This is a genomic window from Vagococcus allomyrinae (genome assembly GCF_017829975.1).
GTDB classification, from domain to species: Bacteria; Bacillota; Bacilli; order Lactobacillales; family Vagococcaceae; genus Vagococcus_D; species Vagococcus_D allomyrinae.
In genome coordinates this window covers 23283-43644 of the sequence record NZ_JAEEGA010000008.1, presented here as the reverse complement: position 1 = coordinate 43644, position 20362 = coordinate 23283, and the positions used below count along the sequence as shown (strand labels likewise).

General features: G+C 39.5%; 14 protein-coding genes and 1 pseudogene. 6 read left to right on the top strand and 9 right to left on the bottom strand.

What is annotated here, in order from left to right:
- Positions 1-7 precede the first annotated feature (7 nt).
- Genes I6N95_RS12850 through I6N95_RS12840 form a run of 3 tightly spaced genes read left to right on the top strand, consistent with a single transcriptional unit; the run spans position 8 to position 8231 of the window.
- Positions 8-2518, top strand: coding sequence for an alpha-L-rhamnosidase (locus I6N95_RS12850; RefSeq protein WP_209528582.1), 2511 nt, complete (start codon positions 8-10; stop codon positions 2516-2518).
- Positions 2515-5040 (top strand): hypothetical protein, encoded by a 2526-nt coding sequence (locus I6N95_RS12845; RefSeq protein ID WP_209528580.1) that lies wholly within the window; start codon positions 2515-2517, stop codon positions 5038-5040. Before I6N95_RS12850 ends, I6N95_RS12845 begins: the two co-directional genes overlap by 4 nt.
- A gap of 20 nt (positions 5041-5060) precedes the next feature.
- Complete coding sequence (locus I6N95_RS12840) at positions 5061-8231, top strand: family 78 glycoside hydrolase catalytic domain (protein WP_209528577.1); 3171 nt, start codon at positions 5061-5063, stop codon at positions 8229-8231.
- Between the two features lie 95 nt (positions 8232-8326).
- Here I6N95_RS12840 and I6N95_RS12835 read toward each other — a convergent pair whose 3' ends face one another.
- The 3 genes and pseudogenes from I6N95_RS12835 to I6N95_RS27825 all read right to left on the bottom strand — a co-directional run.
- Positions 8327-8740 (bottom strand): VOC family protein, encoded by a 414-nt coding sequence (locus I6N95_RS12835; protein WP_209528575.1) that lies wholly within the window; start codon positions 8738-8740, stop codon positions 8327-8329.
- 30 nt (positions 8741-8770) lie between these two features.
- Positions 8771-9604 carry a helix-turn-helix domain-containing protein gene (locus I6N95_RS12830; RefSeq protein ID WP_209528573.1) on the bottom strand — a complete coding sequence of 278 codons (834 nt, stop codon included), beginning with the start codon at positions 9602-9604 and terminating at the stop codon, positions 8771-8773.
- A 137-nt stretch (positions 9605-9741) separates the two neighbouring features.
- Positions 9742-10143: pseudogene (locus I6N95_RS27825) on the bottom strand (Rgg family transcriptional regulator); the annotation flags it as partial.
- Positions 10144-10482: 339 nt separating this feature from the next.
- On the opposite strand from I6N95_RS27825, the gene tnpA reads away from it, so the two are divergent.
- A complete protein-coding gene (tnpA, locus tag I6N95_RS12820; protein ID WP_209528568.1) occupies positions 10483-10884 on the top strand; it encodes an IS200/IS605 family transposase in 402 nt (133 codons plus the stop codon).
- 161 nt (positions 10885-11045) lie between these two features.
- Positions 11046-12176, top strand: coding sequence for an IS200/IS605 family element RNA-guided endonuclease TnpB (gene tnpB / locus I6N95_RS12815; RefSeq protein ID WP_209528566.1), 1131 nt, complete (start codon positions 11046-11048; stop codon positions 12174-12176).
- Between the two features lie 77 nt (positions 12177-12253).
- Here the strand turns inward: tnpB and I6N95_RS12810 are convergent, their stop codons facing one another.
- The 4 genes from I6N95_RS12810 to I6N95_RS12795 all read right to left on the bottom strand — a co-directional run bounded on the left by I6N95_RS12810 (position 12254) and on the right by I6N95_RS12795 (position 16664).
- Positions 12254-12532 (bottom strand): helix-turn-helix domain-containing protein, encoded by a 279-nt coding sequence (locus I6N95_RS12810; protein WP_209528564.1) that lies wholly within the window; start codon positions 12530-12532, stop codon positions 12254-12256.
- Between the two features lie 336 nt (positions 12533-12868).
- The gene (gene ypfJ / locus I6N95_RS12805; protein ID WP_209528561.1) at positions 12869-13756 is read right to left on the bottom strand and encodes a KPN_02809 family neutral zinc metallopeptidase; all 888 of its coding nucleotides are present in this window, start codon (positions 13754-13756) and stop codon (positions 12869-12871) included.
- Between the two features lie 186 nt (positions 13757-13942).
- On the bottom strand, positions 13943-15088 hold the full coding sequence (locus I6N95_RS12800) for a pyridoxal phosphate-dependent aminotransferase (protein WP_209528559.1): 1146 nt from the start codon (positions 15086-15088) through the stop codon (positions 13943-13945).
- Between the two features lie 118 nt (positions 15089-15206).
- A complete protein-coding gene (locus tag I6N95_RS12795; RefSeq protein WP_209528557.1) occupies positions 15207-16664 on the bottom strand; it encodes an ABC transporter substrate-binding protein/permease in 1458 nt (485 codons plus the stop codon).
- Between the two features lie 230 nt (positions 16665-16894).
- Here I6N95_RS12795 and I6N95_RS12790 point away from each other — a divergent pair, with 230 nt between their 5' ends.
- On the top strand, positions 16895-17980 hold the full coding sequence (locus I6N95_RS12790; RefSeq protein WP_209528555.1) for an iron-containing alcohol dehydrogenase family protein: 1086 nt from the start codon (positions 16895-16897) through the stop codon (positions 17978-17980).
- Positions 17981-18156: 176 nt separating this feature from the next.
- Here the strand turns inward: I6N95_RS12790 and I6N95_RS12785 are convergent, their stop codons facing one another.
- The gene (locus tag I6N95_RS12785) at positions 18157-18879 is read right to left on the bottom strand and encodes an amino acid ABC transporter ATP-binding protein (protein ID WP_209528553.1); all 723 of its coding nucleotides are present in this window, start codon (positions 18877-18879) and stop codon (positions 18157-18159) included.
- The gene (locus I6N95_RS12780) at positions 18872-20317 is read right to left on the bottom strand and encodes an ABC transporter substrate-binding protein/permease (protein WP_209528550.1); all 1446 of its coding nucleotides are present in this window, start codon (positions 20315-20317) and stop codon (positions 18872-18874) included. Before I6N95_RS12780 ends, I6N95_RS12785 begins: the two co-directional genes overlap by 8 nt.
- Positions 20318-20362 lie beyond the last annotated feature (45 nt).

The window sequence follows — 20362 nt, the reverse complement described above, 5'->3', positions numbered from 1 at the left end:
AGATTGTATGAAATTAAATGGATACGCGACACCAACCTGCATTTCGCAACCTGTAAAAGTTAGCTGGGAGGCTAATCAGCGACAATTAAGGGCAGACATAAAAGTCTGGCAAGAAAATCAACCGACTGCTCTACTGGTGAATCAAGCCTACGAGGGAGCTCAATTGTGGCAAGAGGTTGAAATTGAAGAGGCGTTACAAACCGATACCCGTTATGTTTTTCAAGTCTCAAAAGTATTGGAAACTGGTGAGGTTGAAGTCGAAGAAACGATTGTTCGTGGTAGCTATCGCGATTGGCAAGGAAAGTGGCTTGGTCATCCTCAAGGGGGGACGACTCAAACTAATCCTCTACCGGCACCGATGTTTCGGAAAAAGCTGTTGGTGGAGAAACCTTTCGTCGAAGCCGTTTTATTTATTAGTGGGTTGGGATTTTATGAATGTCGGATAAATAATCAAAATTTTAGCCATAGCTTATTAAATCAAGCCTTTACGCAGTATGATAAAACGACTCTGTTTGATGCGTGGACAGTGACAGATTATCTGACAATCGGTGAAAATAAATTAGATGTTCTGTTAGGTAATGGTTGGTACAATTCATTTGCAAAAGATGCTTGGAATTTTGATACAGTTGCTTGGAAAAAGCCGCCTAAACTATTGTTTGAGTTAGTATTACGTTATGAAGATGGGACGGAGGATTGTTATCAATCAGATAGTGAGTGTTTAACAGGGAAAAGTGCCATTCGCTTTGATGGGTTGCGTAATGGAGAACACGTGGATGGCACTGATCCAGCCTTTCAGTGGCCAGCTATTGAAGATAAGCTATTGAGTGATACGGTTAGTATTGTCGATCCGCCGGGAGGTTATCTGAAGTTGAATCAACTACCACCCATTCGACTGGATACGAAGCTAGCGCCTGTTTCAATAAAAAAAATCTGGGATAAACGTTTTTTAGTCGATTTTGGTCGGATTATCTCAGGATGGTGTGAGTTAACTTTACCAGATAAGCATACTCCCACGGAAATTACATTACGTTACGGTGAAAAATTAAGTGAAGAAGGAATGTTGGATCAACGAGACATTGCTAAATTTTTGTTTAGTGGGGAGTTCCAAACCGATAAATTGCAAACAGCAGGTCATGGGGGGAAATGGCATCCATACTTTGTTTATCATGGGTTTCAATATGTGGAAGTAACAGGTGTGGCTACCTTGACAGAGGAAATGGTGCAAGGGTGGTTTATTCATACGGACTTACCTCAATTGACACAGATTAACACGACAAACACGACGTTAAAATGGATTCAGGAGGTAGCAGTTGCGTCAACCTTAGGTAATTATCACAGTATTCCAACTGATTGCCCTCAACGAGAGAAAAATGGTTGGACCGGTGATGTGAATCTGTCATGTGAGCAGATGTTACGGAATTTTGATAGCGAACAAGCCTTAGCCAAGTGGCTGAACGATCTTCAAGATGCTCAGCGACCAAGTGGTGAACTTCCTGGAATTGTGCCGACAACTGGTTGGGGATACAGTGTGGGCCCAGCTTGGGATAGTGTGATTATTAATTTGCCTTATGAGATGTATCGTCATAAAGGGGGGAAAGCCATGCTGCGACAATTACTCCCGGCAATGGAACGTTATATGACCTATTTGCTTGGTAGAAGTGACAGTGGCCTTGTTGATTATGGTTTGGGGGACTGGTGTGCGCCAAATTTCTCGGGAAATGAAGACGAATATCGCTGTCCAACTGCTATTACGAGTACGGCAATTTTATATGACTGTTGTCTTAAGATGGCGAAAATCTATGATATTCTCGGTCAAAAAAGTCAGCGAGATTATGTGCAATTAGGGGCAACTGTTAAACAGGCATTTCGCAAGGCTTTTATTAATCTGAAAGATTTAACTATCAAAAGTGATACACAAACAGCCTATGCGACTGCCTTGTATTTTCAGTTGTTTGAAAAAAGTGAACAACCGCAGGCGTTGGAAAACTTAGTCACGGTGATTCAACACAATCAAAAGCGGATTGATTGTGGTATTTTAGGCACAAAATATTTATTCCCTGTTCTTTTTGAAAATAATCAGGCCGCTCTTGCGTTTCACTTGTTAACTCAACCTGAATATCCAGGATATGGGTATTGGCAAAAGATGGGTGCCACGACAATGTGGGAGACTTGGCGCGGTTTTCATTCCCGTAATCATCATATGTTCAGCAGTGTTTCTGACTATTTGTTTAAATATATTGCAGGAGTTCAATTGACATCTGCTGGGTATAGCAGTGTCAAGATATTGCCAGCGTTCATTGATGAATTGGATACTATTTCAGTCGTTCAAGAAACGCCTCAAGGGGTGATTGAAGTGAGCATTGATGGTGGCACCACTAAAACAGTTCAACTAAATATTCCCGCAAATATCGAAGCATCATTTATCATTCCGCAAGGGTATCGTAGCTATGATGGTACAAGGGAGTATTCCTTGACATCTGGTCGTCATATTTTTGAGCTAGAGAAGGAGTTAATATGAACAGTTATTTGACACCATTATTTTGGCAACACCACGAATCAGCAGAGGTATTACGTGAGGAAATTGATAAGATGAAATCAGTTGGGATCGATTCATTTATTGTTGAAGCTCGACCTCATCCTGATTATTTAGCAGCTGGTTGGTGGGAAGACTTAACTATTATCATTGATCAAGCTAAAAAGCGTGAGATGAAAGTGTGGCTTTTTGATGATTCGGATTACCCCAGTGGTTATGCCAATGGATTAATTGAAGCGAGCTGTCCAGAACACTGTAAACGATATTTAGCAGTTCGACCTTTAGATGCCCACGGCCCATTGTTGGATGCTAGTTTTCTTATTGGCGATTGGGTTTATGAAGGCGAAGAACTAGTTTCTGTTATTGCAGGTAAACGAGTAGGCTCGACGGAAATTATTGAGGAGGAAACGCTCCAAGATATTACATCGATGATACAAAATGGCCGTTTGTATTGGGAGGTGCCAGAGGGTCGTTGGCGTTTGTTTATTCTCGTTAATACTCGTGATGGCGGTGAACCACATACGAGAAGTTATGTTAACCCAGTTTCGATGAAGGCCGTCAGTAAGTTTATTGAATTTATTTACGAACCTCATTACCGTTATTTTAAAGATGATTTTGGTCAAACGATTGCGGGATTTTTCTCAGATGAGCCGCGTTTTGGAAATGCCGTTAGCTATGAGTTTGAACTAGGTGATGAATCGAGGGTGTTACCATGGTCTGAAGAGGTTTTTCAAGGACTAAACAAGCAATCTCTTAAGGGCGTTTCCCTCTTAACGAAACTCCCCCTTCTCTGGTATCAAGGAGATCAAACGACGCCAGATGTTCGCTATTTGTATATGGATCTGGTTAGTAAATTATTTTCAGAATGTTTTATTAACCAAATTCAAGATTGGTGCCACGAACGGCAAGTTGAATTAATCGGTCATCTCATTGAGGAAAATGGCGCCCATAGCCGTTTGGGTTACGGGCCAGGTCATTTCTTCCGCGGAATGTCAGGTTTTGATATAGCAGGAATGGATAATGTCTGTAACCTGTATCCAGGTCAAAGAGAAGGGCATTATAAGACACATTTTAATTATTTTGATGGAACTTTTAATCATTGGGGACTTGCTAAATTGACCAGTTCAGTAGCCAGTTTAGATAAAAACAAAAAAGGTCGTGCATTATGCGAAGCTTTTGGCGCTTATGGTTGGAGTGAAGGATTGAAAACCATGAAATGGATCACAGATGTTTTATGCGTAAGGGGCATCACTATTATTACGCCACATGCCTTTTCACCTAAAGAGTATCCGGATTTAGACTGTCCTCCTCATTTTTATGCTCGAGGTATGAATCCTCAATGGCCGTTTTTTGATATTTGGTCTAATTATGCCAATCGAGTGTGTGAGAATTTGTCAGAAGGGCGAGCGATTACTCCAATTGCGGTTCTCTACCATGCAGAAGCGCAATGGGGAGGGCAGGCCCAGCCTTTTGAAGCCGTCGTCAAAGCGTTAATGGAAAATTTGATTGATAGTACCGTCATTTCTTGTGACCATCTTATTCATCAATCAGTAATAAAAAAGCAGACGGTGATGATTAATGAGATGGTTTTTAGGGCGATTGTCATTCCTTATTCGGAGTATTTGCCTAAAGACCTAGTAGACAAGCTTAAGAAAATTGCAGAGGCAGGGATACCAGTTTACTTTTGCCAAGAGTATCCAGTTCGATTATACGGCGGCTATCCCTTTGATAAAACAGGGTTTAAACGGGTTTTACTAGAGGAGTTGCCAAGTGTTTTAACAAATCTGGCTGATATAACAGGCGAAGGAAAGCTGCAAGGACTTTCTTATCGGCACTATCTGAAAGATGATCAACATTGCTATTTTTTAGTGAATGAACAGCGTGATTGCCAGGTTAATGGTTGGTTAACGGTTGAGCAAAAAGGTCCTTGTTATCTCTACGATCCGTTAAATAATGTGAGTTTTTCGCCTAAAGAGACAGTGACCGCTGGGAAGCGTAAAATTGCTGTTAGCTTAAAACCTTATCAAAGCATGTTTATCATGTTTTCTGAAAAAAAAGACTTAGAACAAGTGAAAGAACGCAAGGTGGCGCCATTTATCGAGCTGGATCAGTGGGAGATTTCGTTAAAATCATTTGATGAGACAACCTTTAGTTCACTGGCGGAAACAAAGCTACGAAATTTTTCAGCGCCTGATTGGTATCCCGATTTTTCTGGAACAATCCGCTATAAAACGCATTTCACTAATGAGAGGCGAAGTGAGTTACTGTTAGATATGGGACGTGTTTATGAGGTTGTACGCGTGCTGTTGAATGGTCAGGAGATTTCTCGTCTGATTTGTCCGCCTTACGAAGTAGTCCTTCCTTCAGAAAAACAACTAGACGGGAAAAATGAATTAGTTATTGAGGTCACCAATACGTTGGTTAAAGCAAACCACACTAATATTTATGACCGGTATTGGCCCCAAGAGCCATCAGGATTACTTGGGAAGGTTATGCTATTAAAATGAAAAGGAGTTGTGAGGGCGTCATGCAAACAAGTGTGTGCCATATGAATGTTCCATTAGGGATTGATATTCCGCCAGTTTTTAGTTGGATTCCAACGATTGAAAAACGAGGAGATGCGCAATCTGCTTATCGCTTAATCATTTCATCAACAGATGAACTAGTTTTAGCTGAAGAAGGAGATGTTTGGGATTCAGGAGTAGTGCTTTCCTCAGTGTTTACAGAAGTGCCTTATGGTGGTAAGCCTTTGCGCTCAAAAACCAACTATTTTTGGCAGGTGATTGTGTACTGTGGTGAGCGGGTTCAAAAGAGTCAGGTTGAATCATTTCGAACGGGTATTTTTAGACAAGATGAATGGGAAGGTGTTTGGATAGGTGAAAAAGAACGAAATGTCCTATCATTAGCTGGTGCAAATTGGATTGGCATGTCATCAGGAGCTGAAACTTCTTATTTTCGGAAGAGACTTCCCGTTGCGGATAAAGCCATCAAACGATTGACCATTGGTCTTAAAGGAAATGATACAGTAACCTTGTACGTCAATGGGACAATCTTGGGAACTCAAGCTTACCGTTATACGGGAGTTCAATACGATGTGACGAAATTGCTCAATTCAGAAGAGAATCTTATTGCCATTTTAGCTCAAAGGACGCCTGCAAGACCAGACGGGGTGATTGTGAAAGTCAAAATTGAATATAGTGATGGGACGATGTCAACATTAGTCAGTGACGACAGTTGGCAAGTCTCTAACAAATGTGTTGACGACTGGCAAGAACTTAGTTTTGTTGAAAAAGCTGGAGAGTGGCAAAGGGCAACACAGCTTGGACTTTTTGGTGAAGGTGAATGGGGCGATAATATCAGTTTAGAATCTGAGGGAAATCGAGCAGCCGTTCGTTTACGTAAGGTGTTTCATACAACAAAAGAGCTCAATGCGGCCTATGTCTCTATTTGCGGATTAGGATTTTTCGATTTGACTATTAACGGTCAACAAGTTGACAACTCAGTGATGAACCCGTTTAATAGTCAGTTTGATCGCCGGGTCTTGTATCGAACATTTGACGTCGGCAATCTCGTTCAAAAGGGTGAAAATGCCATTGGGATTGAATTGGGAAATGGTTTTTACAACGAAATTGGCGGTGTTTGGAATTGGGCGACAGCTTCATGGCGCGATAATCCGAAGGCTCGTTTAAATCTGGAGCTTTATTACAGTGATGGTAGTTCTGAAACGGTGGCAACAGATGAGTCGTGGAAAGTTTCCACTGATGGTCCAATAACTGATAATAGTTATTACTATGGCGAAATATATGATGCCAGAAAGGAGCAAAGGGATTGGAATAACGCTTCCTATGATGATTCAAAATGGCATTTTGCTAAAGCCGTAAAAGAACCAGCTCCATTAAGAGCTCAGCTTAAAGCGCCTGTCAGAGAAATGGAGAGCTTTAAGCCAAAGGCTATTCAAAGATTGGCAGACAAATCATACCTTATTAGCGGACAGGAAATGGTAGCAGGATGGCTGGAGCTTAGCCAAATTGATGAGGTGGCTGGAACGGAGATTACCATAACTTATGGGCAATCATTAAATGAAGATGGCACCGTTAAACGTTATGGAGGAGCTGATGGTGAAATAGCTTTTTGGTGGCCTCACAGATATCTCCAACAAGATAAGTATATTTGTAAAGGTGGTGGAAAAGAACAGTTTAAGCCTAAATACAGTTATAAAGGACATCAATATATTCAAATAGAGGGGCTAACAACTGAGTTGACCGAAGAAAACATCACAATTTTCCGAACAACAAATGATATTGCGACGATATCTTATTTTGATTCATCGAATGAGTTATTTAATCACTTACACCAGATGATGAAACGGGCCATGGCTAATAATTTTCATGGGGATCATTGTGATCCAGTGATTGAAAAAATTGGCTGGACGGGTGATGCCAACGTTTCCTTAGACTGTTTGATGTTTAATTACGATATGCGGGGCTCTCTAATAGGGTGGTTGGAAACCATGGCTGATGGTTTTGATAAATATGGCATTGTGCCACTAGTTGCTCCTACTGCCAATTGGGGGATTGAAAATTACGTTGTGTGGAATTCTCTCTTTGTGTACGGTGTTCAATATTTAGAAAAGCATTATGGCGTATCAGATTATGTGATACGGCAATACCCAGTGATGAGTCGGTATACACTGGGGCAAATCGATGTCTTAAGAAAAAATGACTGGATATGGCCAGCGGATGAATTGGGAGATTGGGTTGCTCCAATTGGTGGGAGTGACCCAGCAGTAGCTTATAATGAAAATACCTCTGAGGGTTCTGGAATTACAGGAACAGCTATGATTTATGGTGTGATCGGTTATATGGAACAGCTAGCAGAAAAGATGAATTTGGTTGGAGACATGAATTACTATCGAGATATTCGTCGGAAAATATATCAAGCCTTTCAACAGGCATACTACAAAGCTGATTTAGGGCGTTACCAGACGAATACTTGGAATCAAATTGGTAGGAGAACTCGCTATCGCCAAAGTGATAATTTGGTGGCACTTGCATTTGATTTGGTTCCAGAGAACCATCGCTCAAGGGTTGTCGCTCATTTAGTGGCAGATATTCAAGAAAAAGGGGAGCATCTTGATACAGGGTGTGTGGGAACTCGTTATTTGTTACCTGTTTTAAGTAACTACGGCTACTCAGAATTAGCTTATCGAATTGCCAATAAGCAAACGTATCCTAGTTGGGGATATTGGGTGGCCAATGGGGCAAGTTCAACATGGGAGATGTGGGAGAAAACGACGCGTTCATATGATCATTACTTTTTGGGAACATATGATGAGTGGTTTTATAGTCATTTAGCAGGAATTCAACAAATCAAAAATGGCTACGAGAAGCTGATTATCAAACCAGAATTTAGTATAGCGTTAGAGCATGTTACCTGTGAAATCGACACTGTTAGAGGCAAATTAGTGGTAGCTTGGCAACGCTTAGACACTAATAAGTTACTTTGTCACATTACAATTCCTTTTGGCAGCTCTGCTCAGGTCGTATTCCCCTTTGGTGAAACGTCCATTCAACTGGATGGCAAGTCTCTGTCAAATGAGATTCAAGGGGTGAAAAAGACTATTTACGAAGCCTCTGAAACGATTATCATTGCAGAAGCAGGGGATTATCAGTTTAGTTGTGTAGAGCCTCTTGTCTAACGCTAAAAGAACGGAGCGGGACTCTTTACTAGCTTCGTTCTTTTATGTTTATCACAGACGGGTTTCTCAAGATATTAATTTCCCTAAAATCAGAACTAATTTTTTAAAGCTGACACAATCCAAGTAAAGCCAAATTTATCTGTGACACTGCCACTGATCCCATGATTATCAGGTGGAGGATTAGTGGCCAGGGGACTTAAAATTACTCCTTCTGTTGCGAGGGCGTCAAAAACATTATTCGCACTTTTTTCATCTGGCAGGTGGACGTGGATGGTCAAGGTGTTACCTGCACTGACTGGCCGAAAAGAATCGGAACCGCTAATATATCCTGTATCAGTCAGTTTTAACTGGCCGTGCATAATTTGCTTTTTTTGATCAGCTGTTAGCTCAAGACTATTGCCAATCTCTTCGTAACGAGCTAAATGTTCAATTTGTCCGTTAAATATTTTTTGGTACCACAAGAAGGCTTCTTCACAATTTCCTTGAAAACTCAAATATGGCATAATCATTGGTTAATTCTCCTTTTCATTTGATTATGTTTAAGTATAGGAGTCTAATTTAAATCTGTCATTGTAAAAAAGGGACATGTTTGCTAAATACTGACTAGGCGTGATGCCGTACAGCTTTCGGAAGTCGTGGACAAAATGAGCAGAGTCGTAGTGGTCTGTTTGCTCGATTAAGGATGACAAGTTGTTAGCAGCTGGTAATAATTCTATGGCATGCTTCATCCGTACTATTCGTGAAAATGTTTTAACGCCAGTTCCAATGTATTGTTGAAAGAGACGGTTCAATTGTTTATCACTATAGCAAGTATCTTTTGCCAAATCAGAGACACGAACACCACCTTTTTGTTCGATGATTTTAGTCAGTGAGTAGCGGACGTATTGGTTATCAGTGTATGAGCCGATTTGTCTTAGGAAAAGGGTATCCATTTCCTTCTTTAACGCTGTAATAGATAGGGCAGACGTGTAAGCTTCTATAATTTTTCGATCAAGAACCGTATTTAAGCTGTCGAAGGCATAGTTTTCATCTTTGAGTATATGCTGAGGAATCGACGTAAAAGGAAATAAGCCTCCTGCGTGAAACTCAATCAGAAATAGAGCGTCAAACTGGGTGGCGTATCTGTCGATTCTAGTTGACTTTGTACTAACGCCTCGTAGTCCACTGTTAATACGATTATTTTTAATGGAATAGACTAGGGTTGTGCTAGCCGAAGGCAAAATAGTTTGCCCAGATGGCATTTTTATCGGATTAGAAAAAGTGTAATTAGCAATATAGGGTCTTAAGGCATCATGAGGCGAAAGGATTAAATTATGTTTATCACGATAAAGGATATCAGTTCCTTGATAGTCGTTAATCTGATTAGCTAACATTAAAAAGCTCCTTTCTTCAATCGGCTGACGGCTGTTTTTTATTTATCAATAGCTAGTTTTTAGAATTACAGGTAGCAAACTAGTAATGGTACATTTCAATGATAATGAAGAGGCAGTTGAATGAACAAATAAACGTGTTAAACTAACAGTTTCTTTAAAGCGTTGACTGTACTTGCTAAGCCGTAGGTATTTAAAATGTCCAGAATGTTATGACATTTAATAAAGTTTTTTTTCATGGTTAGGGATTTTCGACTTGCGATTAATTCTTTATAGAAATCCAAAACAATTTTTTCGTATAGATATAGGGGCTCATTCATAAACTGCGGCGCGATCATTAAATAATAACTAGCTTCATCAATTTGATCAGATTCCAAGCAAGCGTAAATGATATTCAATATGGCTAAGACGATCTCTTTTTCATAGATAGTATCGGCACTTGTTTCATGAATTGATTTTAATAAGAGGGAAGAAATTAAAATTAAATCCCTTGAAGATAAAACAGTCGTTGAAAGCGCGAACAATAATAGGTGATATTCTCTCCAACGATTAACAGGCTGTTTTTTAGTTTTCTCTGTTCTGTGATATCAAGCGGTTTATTTTTAAATTTTTGAACCAGTAAGGTGATCAAAGGGTTATATAGATCGGTTGGTCGCTAGTTGTTCTTTCAATTTAAGTAGGTTGTGAGGTCCTCGTTGTAATAAGCTTGTCTAACTTTTTTATGCAATAGCCGAGAACACTCGCGACTTTAGTCGTGTAGATGAATCGGCTTCAGTTGTGGCATAGCTTTAGCTATGTTGAACAGCCGATATCATATCTATTAAAATATTTTTGGAATTTAACGATGACATATGTTAAACTATTTCCAAGGAGGTTTTTTCATGTCAGAAGTACATCATGGTCGTGGGTATGTCTATTCTATACAGTATCATTTAGTTTGGTGTGTGAAGTATAGAGATAATATTTTGCACGGAGATATCGATACATATGTTAAAAAATTATTAAACCAGATTGCGTTGGATAATGATAGTCAAATCATTAAAATGGAGTCAGATAAAGACCATATTCACTTACTTATTGAATGCAAACCTCAACATTATATTCCTAATATAATGAAAGCATTTAAAGGCGTGTCTGCACGATTCTTGTTGAAAGAGTATCCCGAACTTAAAAAGCGTCTGTGGGGTGGTCATCTTTGGAATCCTAGCTACTTTGTCGCGACAGTTAGTGAAAATACAGACGAGCAAATTAGACACTACATACAACATCAAAAAAAGAAATAACTATATACATCCTGTTAAATAATCAAACAGATAGTTCCATTGGATAATGCGCATAATCATCCGCCAAGAGTGGTACTTTCAGCTTTTTTCTGGCTGAAAGTTTAACGGTAAAGGATGATTATTTAATGGGAACTATATAGTAGCAAAAGAGGTGAATGGCAATGTTACGCCATAAAGCGTATAAATTTAGAGTGTACCCGAACGTCGAGCAGGAAATCTTAATCAATAAAACAATCGGGTCATCTAGATTTGTCTATAATTATATGTTAAATGCTTGGAAGACATCCTTTAAGGAAACGGGTAAAGGTTTATCTTATGGCAAGTGTTCTGCCATGTTGCCTTCTATGAAAAAATCAGAAGGGACATCATGGTTAAAAGAAGTTGATAGTATCGCGTTACAATCATCTATTAAGAATTTAGCTGAATCATTTGATCGGTTTTTCAACAAACAAACTCAATCCCCTAAGTTTAAAAGCAAGAAAAATCCTGTTCAAAGTTATACCACAAAAAACACAAACAATAATGTGGCTATAATAGGCAATAAGGTGAAATTACCTAAGCTAGGATTGGTTAAATTTTCTAAGAGTCGTGACGTTAATGGTCGTATTTTAAGTGCCACTGTCCGTAGAAATGCCAGTGGTAAATTTTTCGTATCGTTACAATGTGAAGAGGAAATAACTGAGTTCCCAACAGCAAACAAAACAGTGGGGATTGACCTAGGTATTACAGATTTTGCGATTCTTTCTAATGGTCAAAAAATCACTAACAATAAATTCGCAGCTAAAATGGAAAAGAAACTAAAGCGTGAACAACGGAAGTTATCAAAACGGGCATCATTAGCTAAACAGAACGGGATTAAGTTGTTTGAAGCTAAAAATTATCAAAAACAAAAGCGAAAAGTAGCTAGACTGTCTGAAAAAGTAATGAATCAACGCAGTGACTTTCTAAATAAGTTGAGTACAGAAATCATCAAAAATCACGATATTATTTGTATTGAAGACTTAAGTACAAAAGGGATGTTGCGTAATCATAAGCTAGCCAAAAGTATATCCGATGTCTCTTGGTCCAGTTTTGTGACTAACTTACAATACAAGGCTGACTGGTATGGGCGTGAAATAATCAAAGTAGACAAATGGTTTGCATCTAGTCAAATTTGTTCAGAATGTGGCCATAAAGACGGCAAGAAATCTCTTGAAATGAGAGAATGGACGTGTCCTATTTGTCATACTCATCACGATCGAGATATTAATGCCAGTGTCAATATCTTGACCGAAGGTCTAAGATTAGCCTAGATAAACTCAATAACCGTAGGAACTGCGGGGATAGCTTGGTAAATAAAAGACACCGCTGATAGTAAAGAAATACGCTATCAAGTATGCTTTCTTCCCAAGAATCTTGTGACTTTAGTCATGAGAGGTTCAAAAGAAACAATAAATTGGTCTTCTTGGGAGTTGTTGACTTTTAAAAAGAACTCAGTGCTAGAGATATTATTTTTTCTTAATAATTCTAATAGTAAATCAGCTGAGATGTTGCTATGGCCGCTTTCCACTTTAGAATAATAGGATGACGATAAAATTCCTTCACAAAATTCTTTTTTTGACAGTAGCATTCCTTCTCTAAAATACTGTAAGGTTTCTGATATAGCCATTTTCACTTCCTCCTTTATGTCATATTATACATTTTTACGACATGAAAGAACATATATGATTCCTTTAAACTTTTAAAAAAAGTTCGTTATAAATAATTTGTTGGCAGAAAAGTGTTATCAAGTATCATGGCTAGAATGGAGAGAAATTATGTGACGGTTTCTAGTTAAATTATGATCAGTTTTATCAGCACAGCAGCTGACTTTTTAAAAGGTCAAGGCTTGTTTGTCAATTCCCTAAAAGTCATCTGTTCCCATTTTTTTGACAGAAAATAGGTGTAGCTGACGAATGGTCAGCTACACCTTCCAGTGCAGCATCTTTGTTTCAAATTGCTGCGTCTATTTTAAATCTAAATCCTGCGCATTAAAGGTATCACCATGCTGAAAGTCACCATATTGATAACCGCGAGCAAACCAGTTTTTACGTTGTTGCGAGGTCCCGTGGGTATATCTTTCTGGCACGACGTAACCTTGTGCTTTCATTTGAAGGGTATCATCGCCGATACTATTCGCTGCTACTAAGGCTTCATCAATGTCGCCTATTTCTAAAATAGGCTGTCCTTCAAATGTTTGCCCTTCGATATATTTGGCCCAGGCTCCGGCATAATAATCGGCCTGTAATTCCATGCGTACTTGATACTGATTATATTCTTTTTCCGATAATTTACTTCGCAAGGCTTGGACCTGTTTTGAGACGCCAAGTTGTTGCTGGACATGATGGCCTACCTCATGAGCGACGACATAGGCCATTGCAAAGTCACCACTTGCATCAAAGTCAGTTGCCAGCTCGTCCATAAAGGAAAGATCGAGATAAACATCCTGATCTCCTGGACAATAGAAAGGGCCTACTGCTGATGTGGCCGGGCCACAGGCTGTTTGAACATTCCCTGAAAAGAAAACCATTGTCGGTTGCTGATAGCTTTTACCAGCCTCAGCAAACTCTGTTCCCCAAAAATCTTCTAGATGAGCAAAAACAACGGAAACAAATTCTTTTCGTTCCACCATTTCTTCCGATTGGGGTTGCGCCACTGTCGGCATGTCATTTGAAGGGGAGAGAGTACTTAAAACGGAAGACAAGTCTCCACCACTAAAAAGAAAAACTAAAGCTAAGACGATGATGGTACCAATTCCACCACCTTTAATTAAATTGCCACTAGGCAGACTACCACCACTACTTCCAGTTCGATCATCAATATTTTTACTTTGTTTGTCACCACGCCATCTCATATCAAACACCTCAACAATCTTTAATCTATTTCATCTCCAAGTAATCTATTGCTAATCATTCACCAATTGATAATTATCGGGCTTATTAGTTATATTATACAAGAGTTTGATCTATTACTGTAGTAATTTGGATTGAGAAGAGTGTTCTTAAAAAAGCCACTAACCGAGGAGTTAGTGGCTTGTAAGTTAAAAGCTCAATTGTGAGATGCGATCAAAGGCTTCTTTTAGCTGTTTTAAATCTTGAGTTGCAGCAATCCGCACGTAGTGTTTGCCGGAGTCACCAAAAGCTTCACCAGGTATGACTAAAACTTGGGTATCCTTAATTAATTTTTCTGTAAAGGGAACAGACGTTAACCCACTTTTTTCAATGTTGACAAAGGCATAAATACTGCCTTTAACAGGTGTTAATGAAAGAAATGGAATGGAGCTAATGCGTTCTTCAATATAAGATAGACGCTCAGAAAAAAGTTGTTTGTTTTTTTCGGCAAATGTCTGATAATGATTTAAGGCATAAATACCAGCCTGTTGAGACAAGGTAGGAGCTGAGTAGGTGACACTTTCATTGATTTGCTTTAACACTTGATTGACATGGACGGGAGCAATCATATAGCCGATGCGCCAGCCAGTCATGGCGAATGTTTTTGAGAAACTGCTAAAGGTAATTGTATGATCCGGCGCGAATGCGGCCATAGGTTTATATGGTTGTTCATAACAAAAGGCTTCATAGACTTCATCCGCCAAAATAACGAGATCGTGTTTAATCGCCAACTCGGCAATACCTGTTAAGATGTCATCGGAGAACACAGCCCCTGTCGGATTGTTTGGCGTGTTAATAATAATCGCCTTTGTTTTAGGCGTAATCGCTTTTTCCAGTAGCGCTAAATCTAATTGAAAGCCATCTTTTTCATAGGTAGGCACGATAATAGGCCGACCACCTGCTAGGACAATCTGATCTTTGTAAGGAGAAAAGTATGGTTCGTGAATGATGACTTCATCTCCTGGATTAAGGAGGGCTTGCATGGTTAAATACATGCCATGAAGGGCCCCAACTGTTCCACGAACTTGATCAATGTGAAAATCAAGCCCATAGTGATTCTGATAAAAATTAACGACAGCTTCTAAGAATTCTTGACTGCCATCAGACGCTGTGTAGTGAGTGTGACCAGCTTTGGCATCAGCCAGACTGGCGTTAATAATTGCTTCATCGGTGGTGATATCTGGATCTCCAAGTGACAAGTCAATCAAATTGGGGGTTGCTTTTGCCAAGGTGGCAATTTCCATTAATAAATTTTGTTCTGGTTCTTGAAATTTTTTGGCAACTTCGATAAACATAATAAAAATCCTTTCTGTACATCCTGTTAAATAATAAAAAAAGTGTCGCAAATCGTGAGGCGGGAGCTGAATGATTTGGAGCAAGTTGATCTTTCTCTATTCAATCAGCAAGTTGGCCTTAAGCATCACTAGCGCTCATTTTTTTCTCAAAGACATTTAATAAACGTGAGAGACTAAAGGTTAAGACAAAGTAAATCAGTGAAGCAATGACAATCGGTAGGAAGGGCTTAAAGCTGGCACCTTGAACCACTCCTGATTGGAACATTAATTCAGATACTCCGATTACCGACATCACAGAGGATTCTTTGATAATGGTGACAAATTCGTTCCCCAAGGCAGGTAAAATATTTTTAATAGCTTGGGGTAAGATGATAAATTGCATAGCTTGTCGCTGATTCATTCCCAAACTACGTGACGCTTCGACTTGTCCTTTGGGGACACCATTAATCCCAGCACGGATAATTTCGGCTACATAAGCGCCGCTGTTAAGGGCCATGGCAACACAACCTGAGATAATGGCATTCAGTTCAAGGCCAATGACCGTTGAGCCAAAATAAACCAAGAAAATTTGGACCAAAAGGGGAGTTCCCCGGACATACTCGATGTATGCCATGGCGATAAAGCGCAACACTTTATTTTTAGAAAGTTTTAGAAGGGCTAAAAAGCCGCCGACGATTGATCCGAATAGTACGCCAATAAAGGCAATTAAAATGGTGAAACCTGCGCCTTTGACATAATAGGAGCCGTATTTCTGGAAAAAACTCTCCTCGTTAAACATCAGATTGCTGGCTTCTTCGATGTAGCCAGGCATTAAATCTTGTTTCTCGATATCAGCTAAGGTATCGTTGATTTTTCCTTCCAGAACAGGAGCATTTTTAGGCAAGGCAATAGCCGTTTCTTTATTGCCATTTTCGAATTCAACATCACTGGCCACTAGATTTTTATCTTGTAGCAGATAGGCTTCAGCAACTGGACCTTCTAAGACTAGAGCATCGACTTTTTTATTTTGTAAACTTAAAATCATTTCTGGCACTTTTTGTAAGGACGTTACTTTTGAACCTGTTAATTCTGTTTGGGCCAGTTCTTCTTGAGTCGTTTGCTTTTGGGCGGCTACACCAACTCCAGAAAAGTCTGCTGTCGTTTTGAATTTATCACTATCTTCTTTTCGAATGACCACTTTCTGCTGGACATACATGTAGGTGTCAGAGAAATTGACCTCTTTCAAACGCTCAGGAGTAGGTGACATACCAGAGATGATAATGTCTATTTTACCAGTTTGGAGAGAACCAAGTAAGGCATCAAACCCAAGTTCTTGGATTTTTAATTTGACACCTAAGTCATCGGCGATTTTTTTGGCGATGGCAATATCAAACCCGACCACCGTATCTTTGCCATCGACAGTTGCGTGAAATTCATATGGAGGATAGTCAGCAGATAAGCCAACGACTAACTCGCCTTTCTTTTGAATACTATCGTAATAGGCATCTGATTCAGCACCTTGCACAGAGCCTGAACTGATAAATAAGATAATAGCGAAGATAATAATTGATAAAAATTTATATGCATTCTTTTTCATAAAGTGAATCTCCTTTTCCATTGGCTGATACCTAATTCTAATAAGTGAGGTACCAATTAACTATAAAACTGATTGTATCTCATTTTGTATAAATATTCAACAAGTATTTACGATATGAATAAAAAAACGTTGCGAAATTAATGAAAAATAGTAGAATAAACGGTATAATATAATTTGATAAGTATTAAATGAATAAATTGGAAATAGATGAAGGCGGAGGTCACAGGTATATGAAAGATTATTTAAGTGTTAAAAGCGGCCCACAAGAATTTATTTGTGGAGTAGGTGTGTGGCAAATATTAACAGAAGAATTGACTAAAAGACAATTAAAAAAAGTGCTGGTCTTACATGGACAAGCCTCCTGGGAAGTGGCAAAAAAATATTTTCCTATGGACTCAACCGTTGAATTTGTGTTTTACGATTACCGTAAAAAATGTACAGATGAAAATATTGCGTATTTTGAAGGAATTGCGACCGCTCAAAAGGTAGATGGTATCTTGGCTGTTGGGGGTGGCAAAGTCTCTGACTTAGCAAAAGGGGTGGCCTTTAAATTATTATTGCCAGTCATCATGTTACCAACCTTAGCCTCAACTTGTGCTGCGTACACTCCTTTAAGTGTGATTTATGACGAAGAGGGTAGTTTAAAACGAATGGATTATTATAACCGGGGGATTGCCTTGACATTAGTTGCTCCAGAAGTGATTTTGGATTCCCCGAAGGAGTTGTTGGTAGCAGGGATCGGCGATACTTTAGCTAAATGGTACGAAGCTGATGCTATTATTAATCATCGTAGAAATTTGCCTCTAGAGGTTGAAGTAGCCCACTTTGCTGCCAAAAAATGTCAACATGTATTATTGGCTAAAGGTCGTGAGGCAGTTGAGGCTTTAGAAAAACAAACATTAAATAAAGCTTTTGTAGATGTTATTGAAACGATTATCATGGTAGCCGGGATGGTTGGTGGCTTTGGCGATGAGTATGGCCGTTCTTCTGGTGCTCATTCGATTCATGATGCTTTGACCTATCTTCCAGAGTCGAGCAAACAATTACACGGTAAGAAGGTGGCCTATGGTATTCTCGTTCAATTGTTGATTCAAGGTAAATGGGATGAGTTAGAAGAGTTAATCCCATTTTATGAAGAGTTAGGCTTGCCAACGTCACTCCATGAACTTGGTTTGGATTTAACGATTGAAGAAGTTGAATTAGTGAGCCAGAAGACTGCTGAAATTGGTGAACCCATCCATTTTATGAAAGAAGAAATAACGCCAGAGGTCGTCAGTGAAGCGATTTATGGTTTGGAAAAATTTAGAGCTGGTTAAATAGGAAAAGTTGAACGAGAGGTGAAACAAGAGCCAAACAGAAAGTTTGCTACTTTCATATTATACATCCTGTTAAATAATCAAACAGATAGTTCCATTGGATGATTATTTAAAGGGAACTATATAGAATAAAAAGTCAGTGAGTCGCGCTTGAAGTTAGCGACTCACTGACTTTTTTATAAGACTTTACTTAAGAAATCTTGTGTTCGAGGGTTTTGCGGGTTACCGAAGATTTCTTCTGGTGTGCCTTCTTCTTGAATAATGCCTGCATCCATAAAAATCACTCGGTCAGCCACTTCCTTGGCAAAGCCCATTTCATGGGTGACAATCGCCATAGTCATACCGGATTCAGCAAGTGACTTCATAACCGCCAATACTTCACCGACCATTTCGGGATCGAGAGCAGAAGTTGGTTCATCGAATAACATCACATCAGGATCCATCGCTAAAGCTCGGGCAATGGCCACCCGTTGTTGTTGTCCACCGGATAAGCTGCTTGGGAAACTAGCGGCTTTGTCTTGTAAGCCAACTTTTGCCAGCAAGTCAGTCGCTTTTTTTTCAGCGGCTTCTTTCGTTTGTTTTTTGACTTGAATCGGACTAATTGTCAAATTGTCCAAGACCGTTTTATGAGGGAAAAGATTAAAACTTTGGAAGACCATGCCCATTTTTTGGCGTAATTGGTTAATATCGGTCTTTTTATCCGTTAAGTTTTGTCCTTCAAATTCAATTGTGCCACTTGTTGGCTCTTCCAACAAGTTCAAGCAACGTAAGAACGTACTTTTACCACTACCAGAAGGGCCGATGATAACCACTACTTCACCAGCATTAACCGTTAAGTCAATGCCTTTTAGCACCTCATTTTTATCAAAGCTTTTATGTAAATTAGAAATTTTAATCACTTGTACTCATTCTCCTTTCAGCTACCCCAACTAAACGCGAGAGGGTAAATGTTAACACAAAGTAGACCATTGATACGAGAACAATCGGTAAAAATGGCTTGAAACTAGCGCCTTGAACCACACCTGCTTGGAACATTAATTCTGACACACCGATCACGGATACAACCGAAGATTCTTTGATCACTGTCACAAATTCATTTCCCAAGGCAGGTAAAATATTTTTGATGGCTTGTGGCATGATGATAAAGCGCATGGCTTCCATCTGATTCATTCCCAGCGAGCGGGCGGCTTCTAACTGCCCTTTATTAACAGCATTAATCCCAGCGCGAATAATTTCTGCTACATAGGCGCCACTATTGAGTGCTAAGGCGATACAACCAGCTGTTAAGGCATTGATGTTTAAATTTAAGGCAGTTGAACCAAAATAAACCAAGAAAATTTGGACTAACAAGGGGGTACCACGCACATATTCTATGTAGATCACAGCGACCCATTTAAATAGTTTGGTTTTAGATAACTTCATTAAAGCTAGAGCAGCACCGATCAGAGCACCTGCTAAAACGCCAACAAACGCTAAGAAAATGGTATAACCGGCCCCTTTTAGATAGTTGCCACCATATTTCTTGAAAAAGCTTTCGTCACTAAACATCAATTTACCGGCTTCTTTTTTATACTCGTCCATTAACTTTTCGTCTTGAATCACTTGGACGGTTTCATTGACTCGTTGTAGGAGGACAGGGGCTTCTTTAGACACGGCAATGGCCATATCAGCTTGTCCATTTTCAAAAGTAATGTCAGTTAAAGCTAAACTTGGATTTTGAGAAACATAAGCTTCGGCAACCGGACCTTCAATGACAGCACCGTCAACTTTTTTATTTTGGAGATTCAAGACAATGTCTGTTACTTTTTGCAGAGAAACCACCTTGGCCCCTGTTAATTCTGTTTTGGCCAGTTCTTCTTGGGTGGTTTGTTTTTGAGCAGCCACTTTTAAGCCGTCAAAATCAGTGACAGTCGTAAATTTATCTTTGTCTGCTTTACGTACGACCACTTTTTGATTGATGGTGATATAGGAGTCTGAGAAATTGACTTCTTGTTGACGTTCTGGCGTAGGCGACATTCCAGAAATAATCAAGTCAATCTTGCCAGTTTTTAAGGCGCCTAAGAGGGCGTCGAACCCGAGTTCTTCAATGGCCAAATCAACGCCTAAATCATCGGCAATCTTTTGACCCATGGAAATATCAGCACCAACGACTTGGTCTTTACCATTAACGGTCGCGTGAAACTCGTATGGCGGATAATCAGCTGACAATCCGATGGTTAACTTGCCAGTTTCTTTAATTCGATCTAATACTGGATCGCTTTCAGCTGCTGAGACAGTAGTCCCACCAAAGGCAATTATCGCCAGTGTTAGCATGAAGCTAACTAATTTTGTTTTCATTCGTATACCCCTATCTAAAATGTTTAAATATAAGGTATTATATGA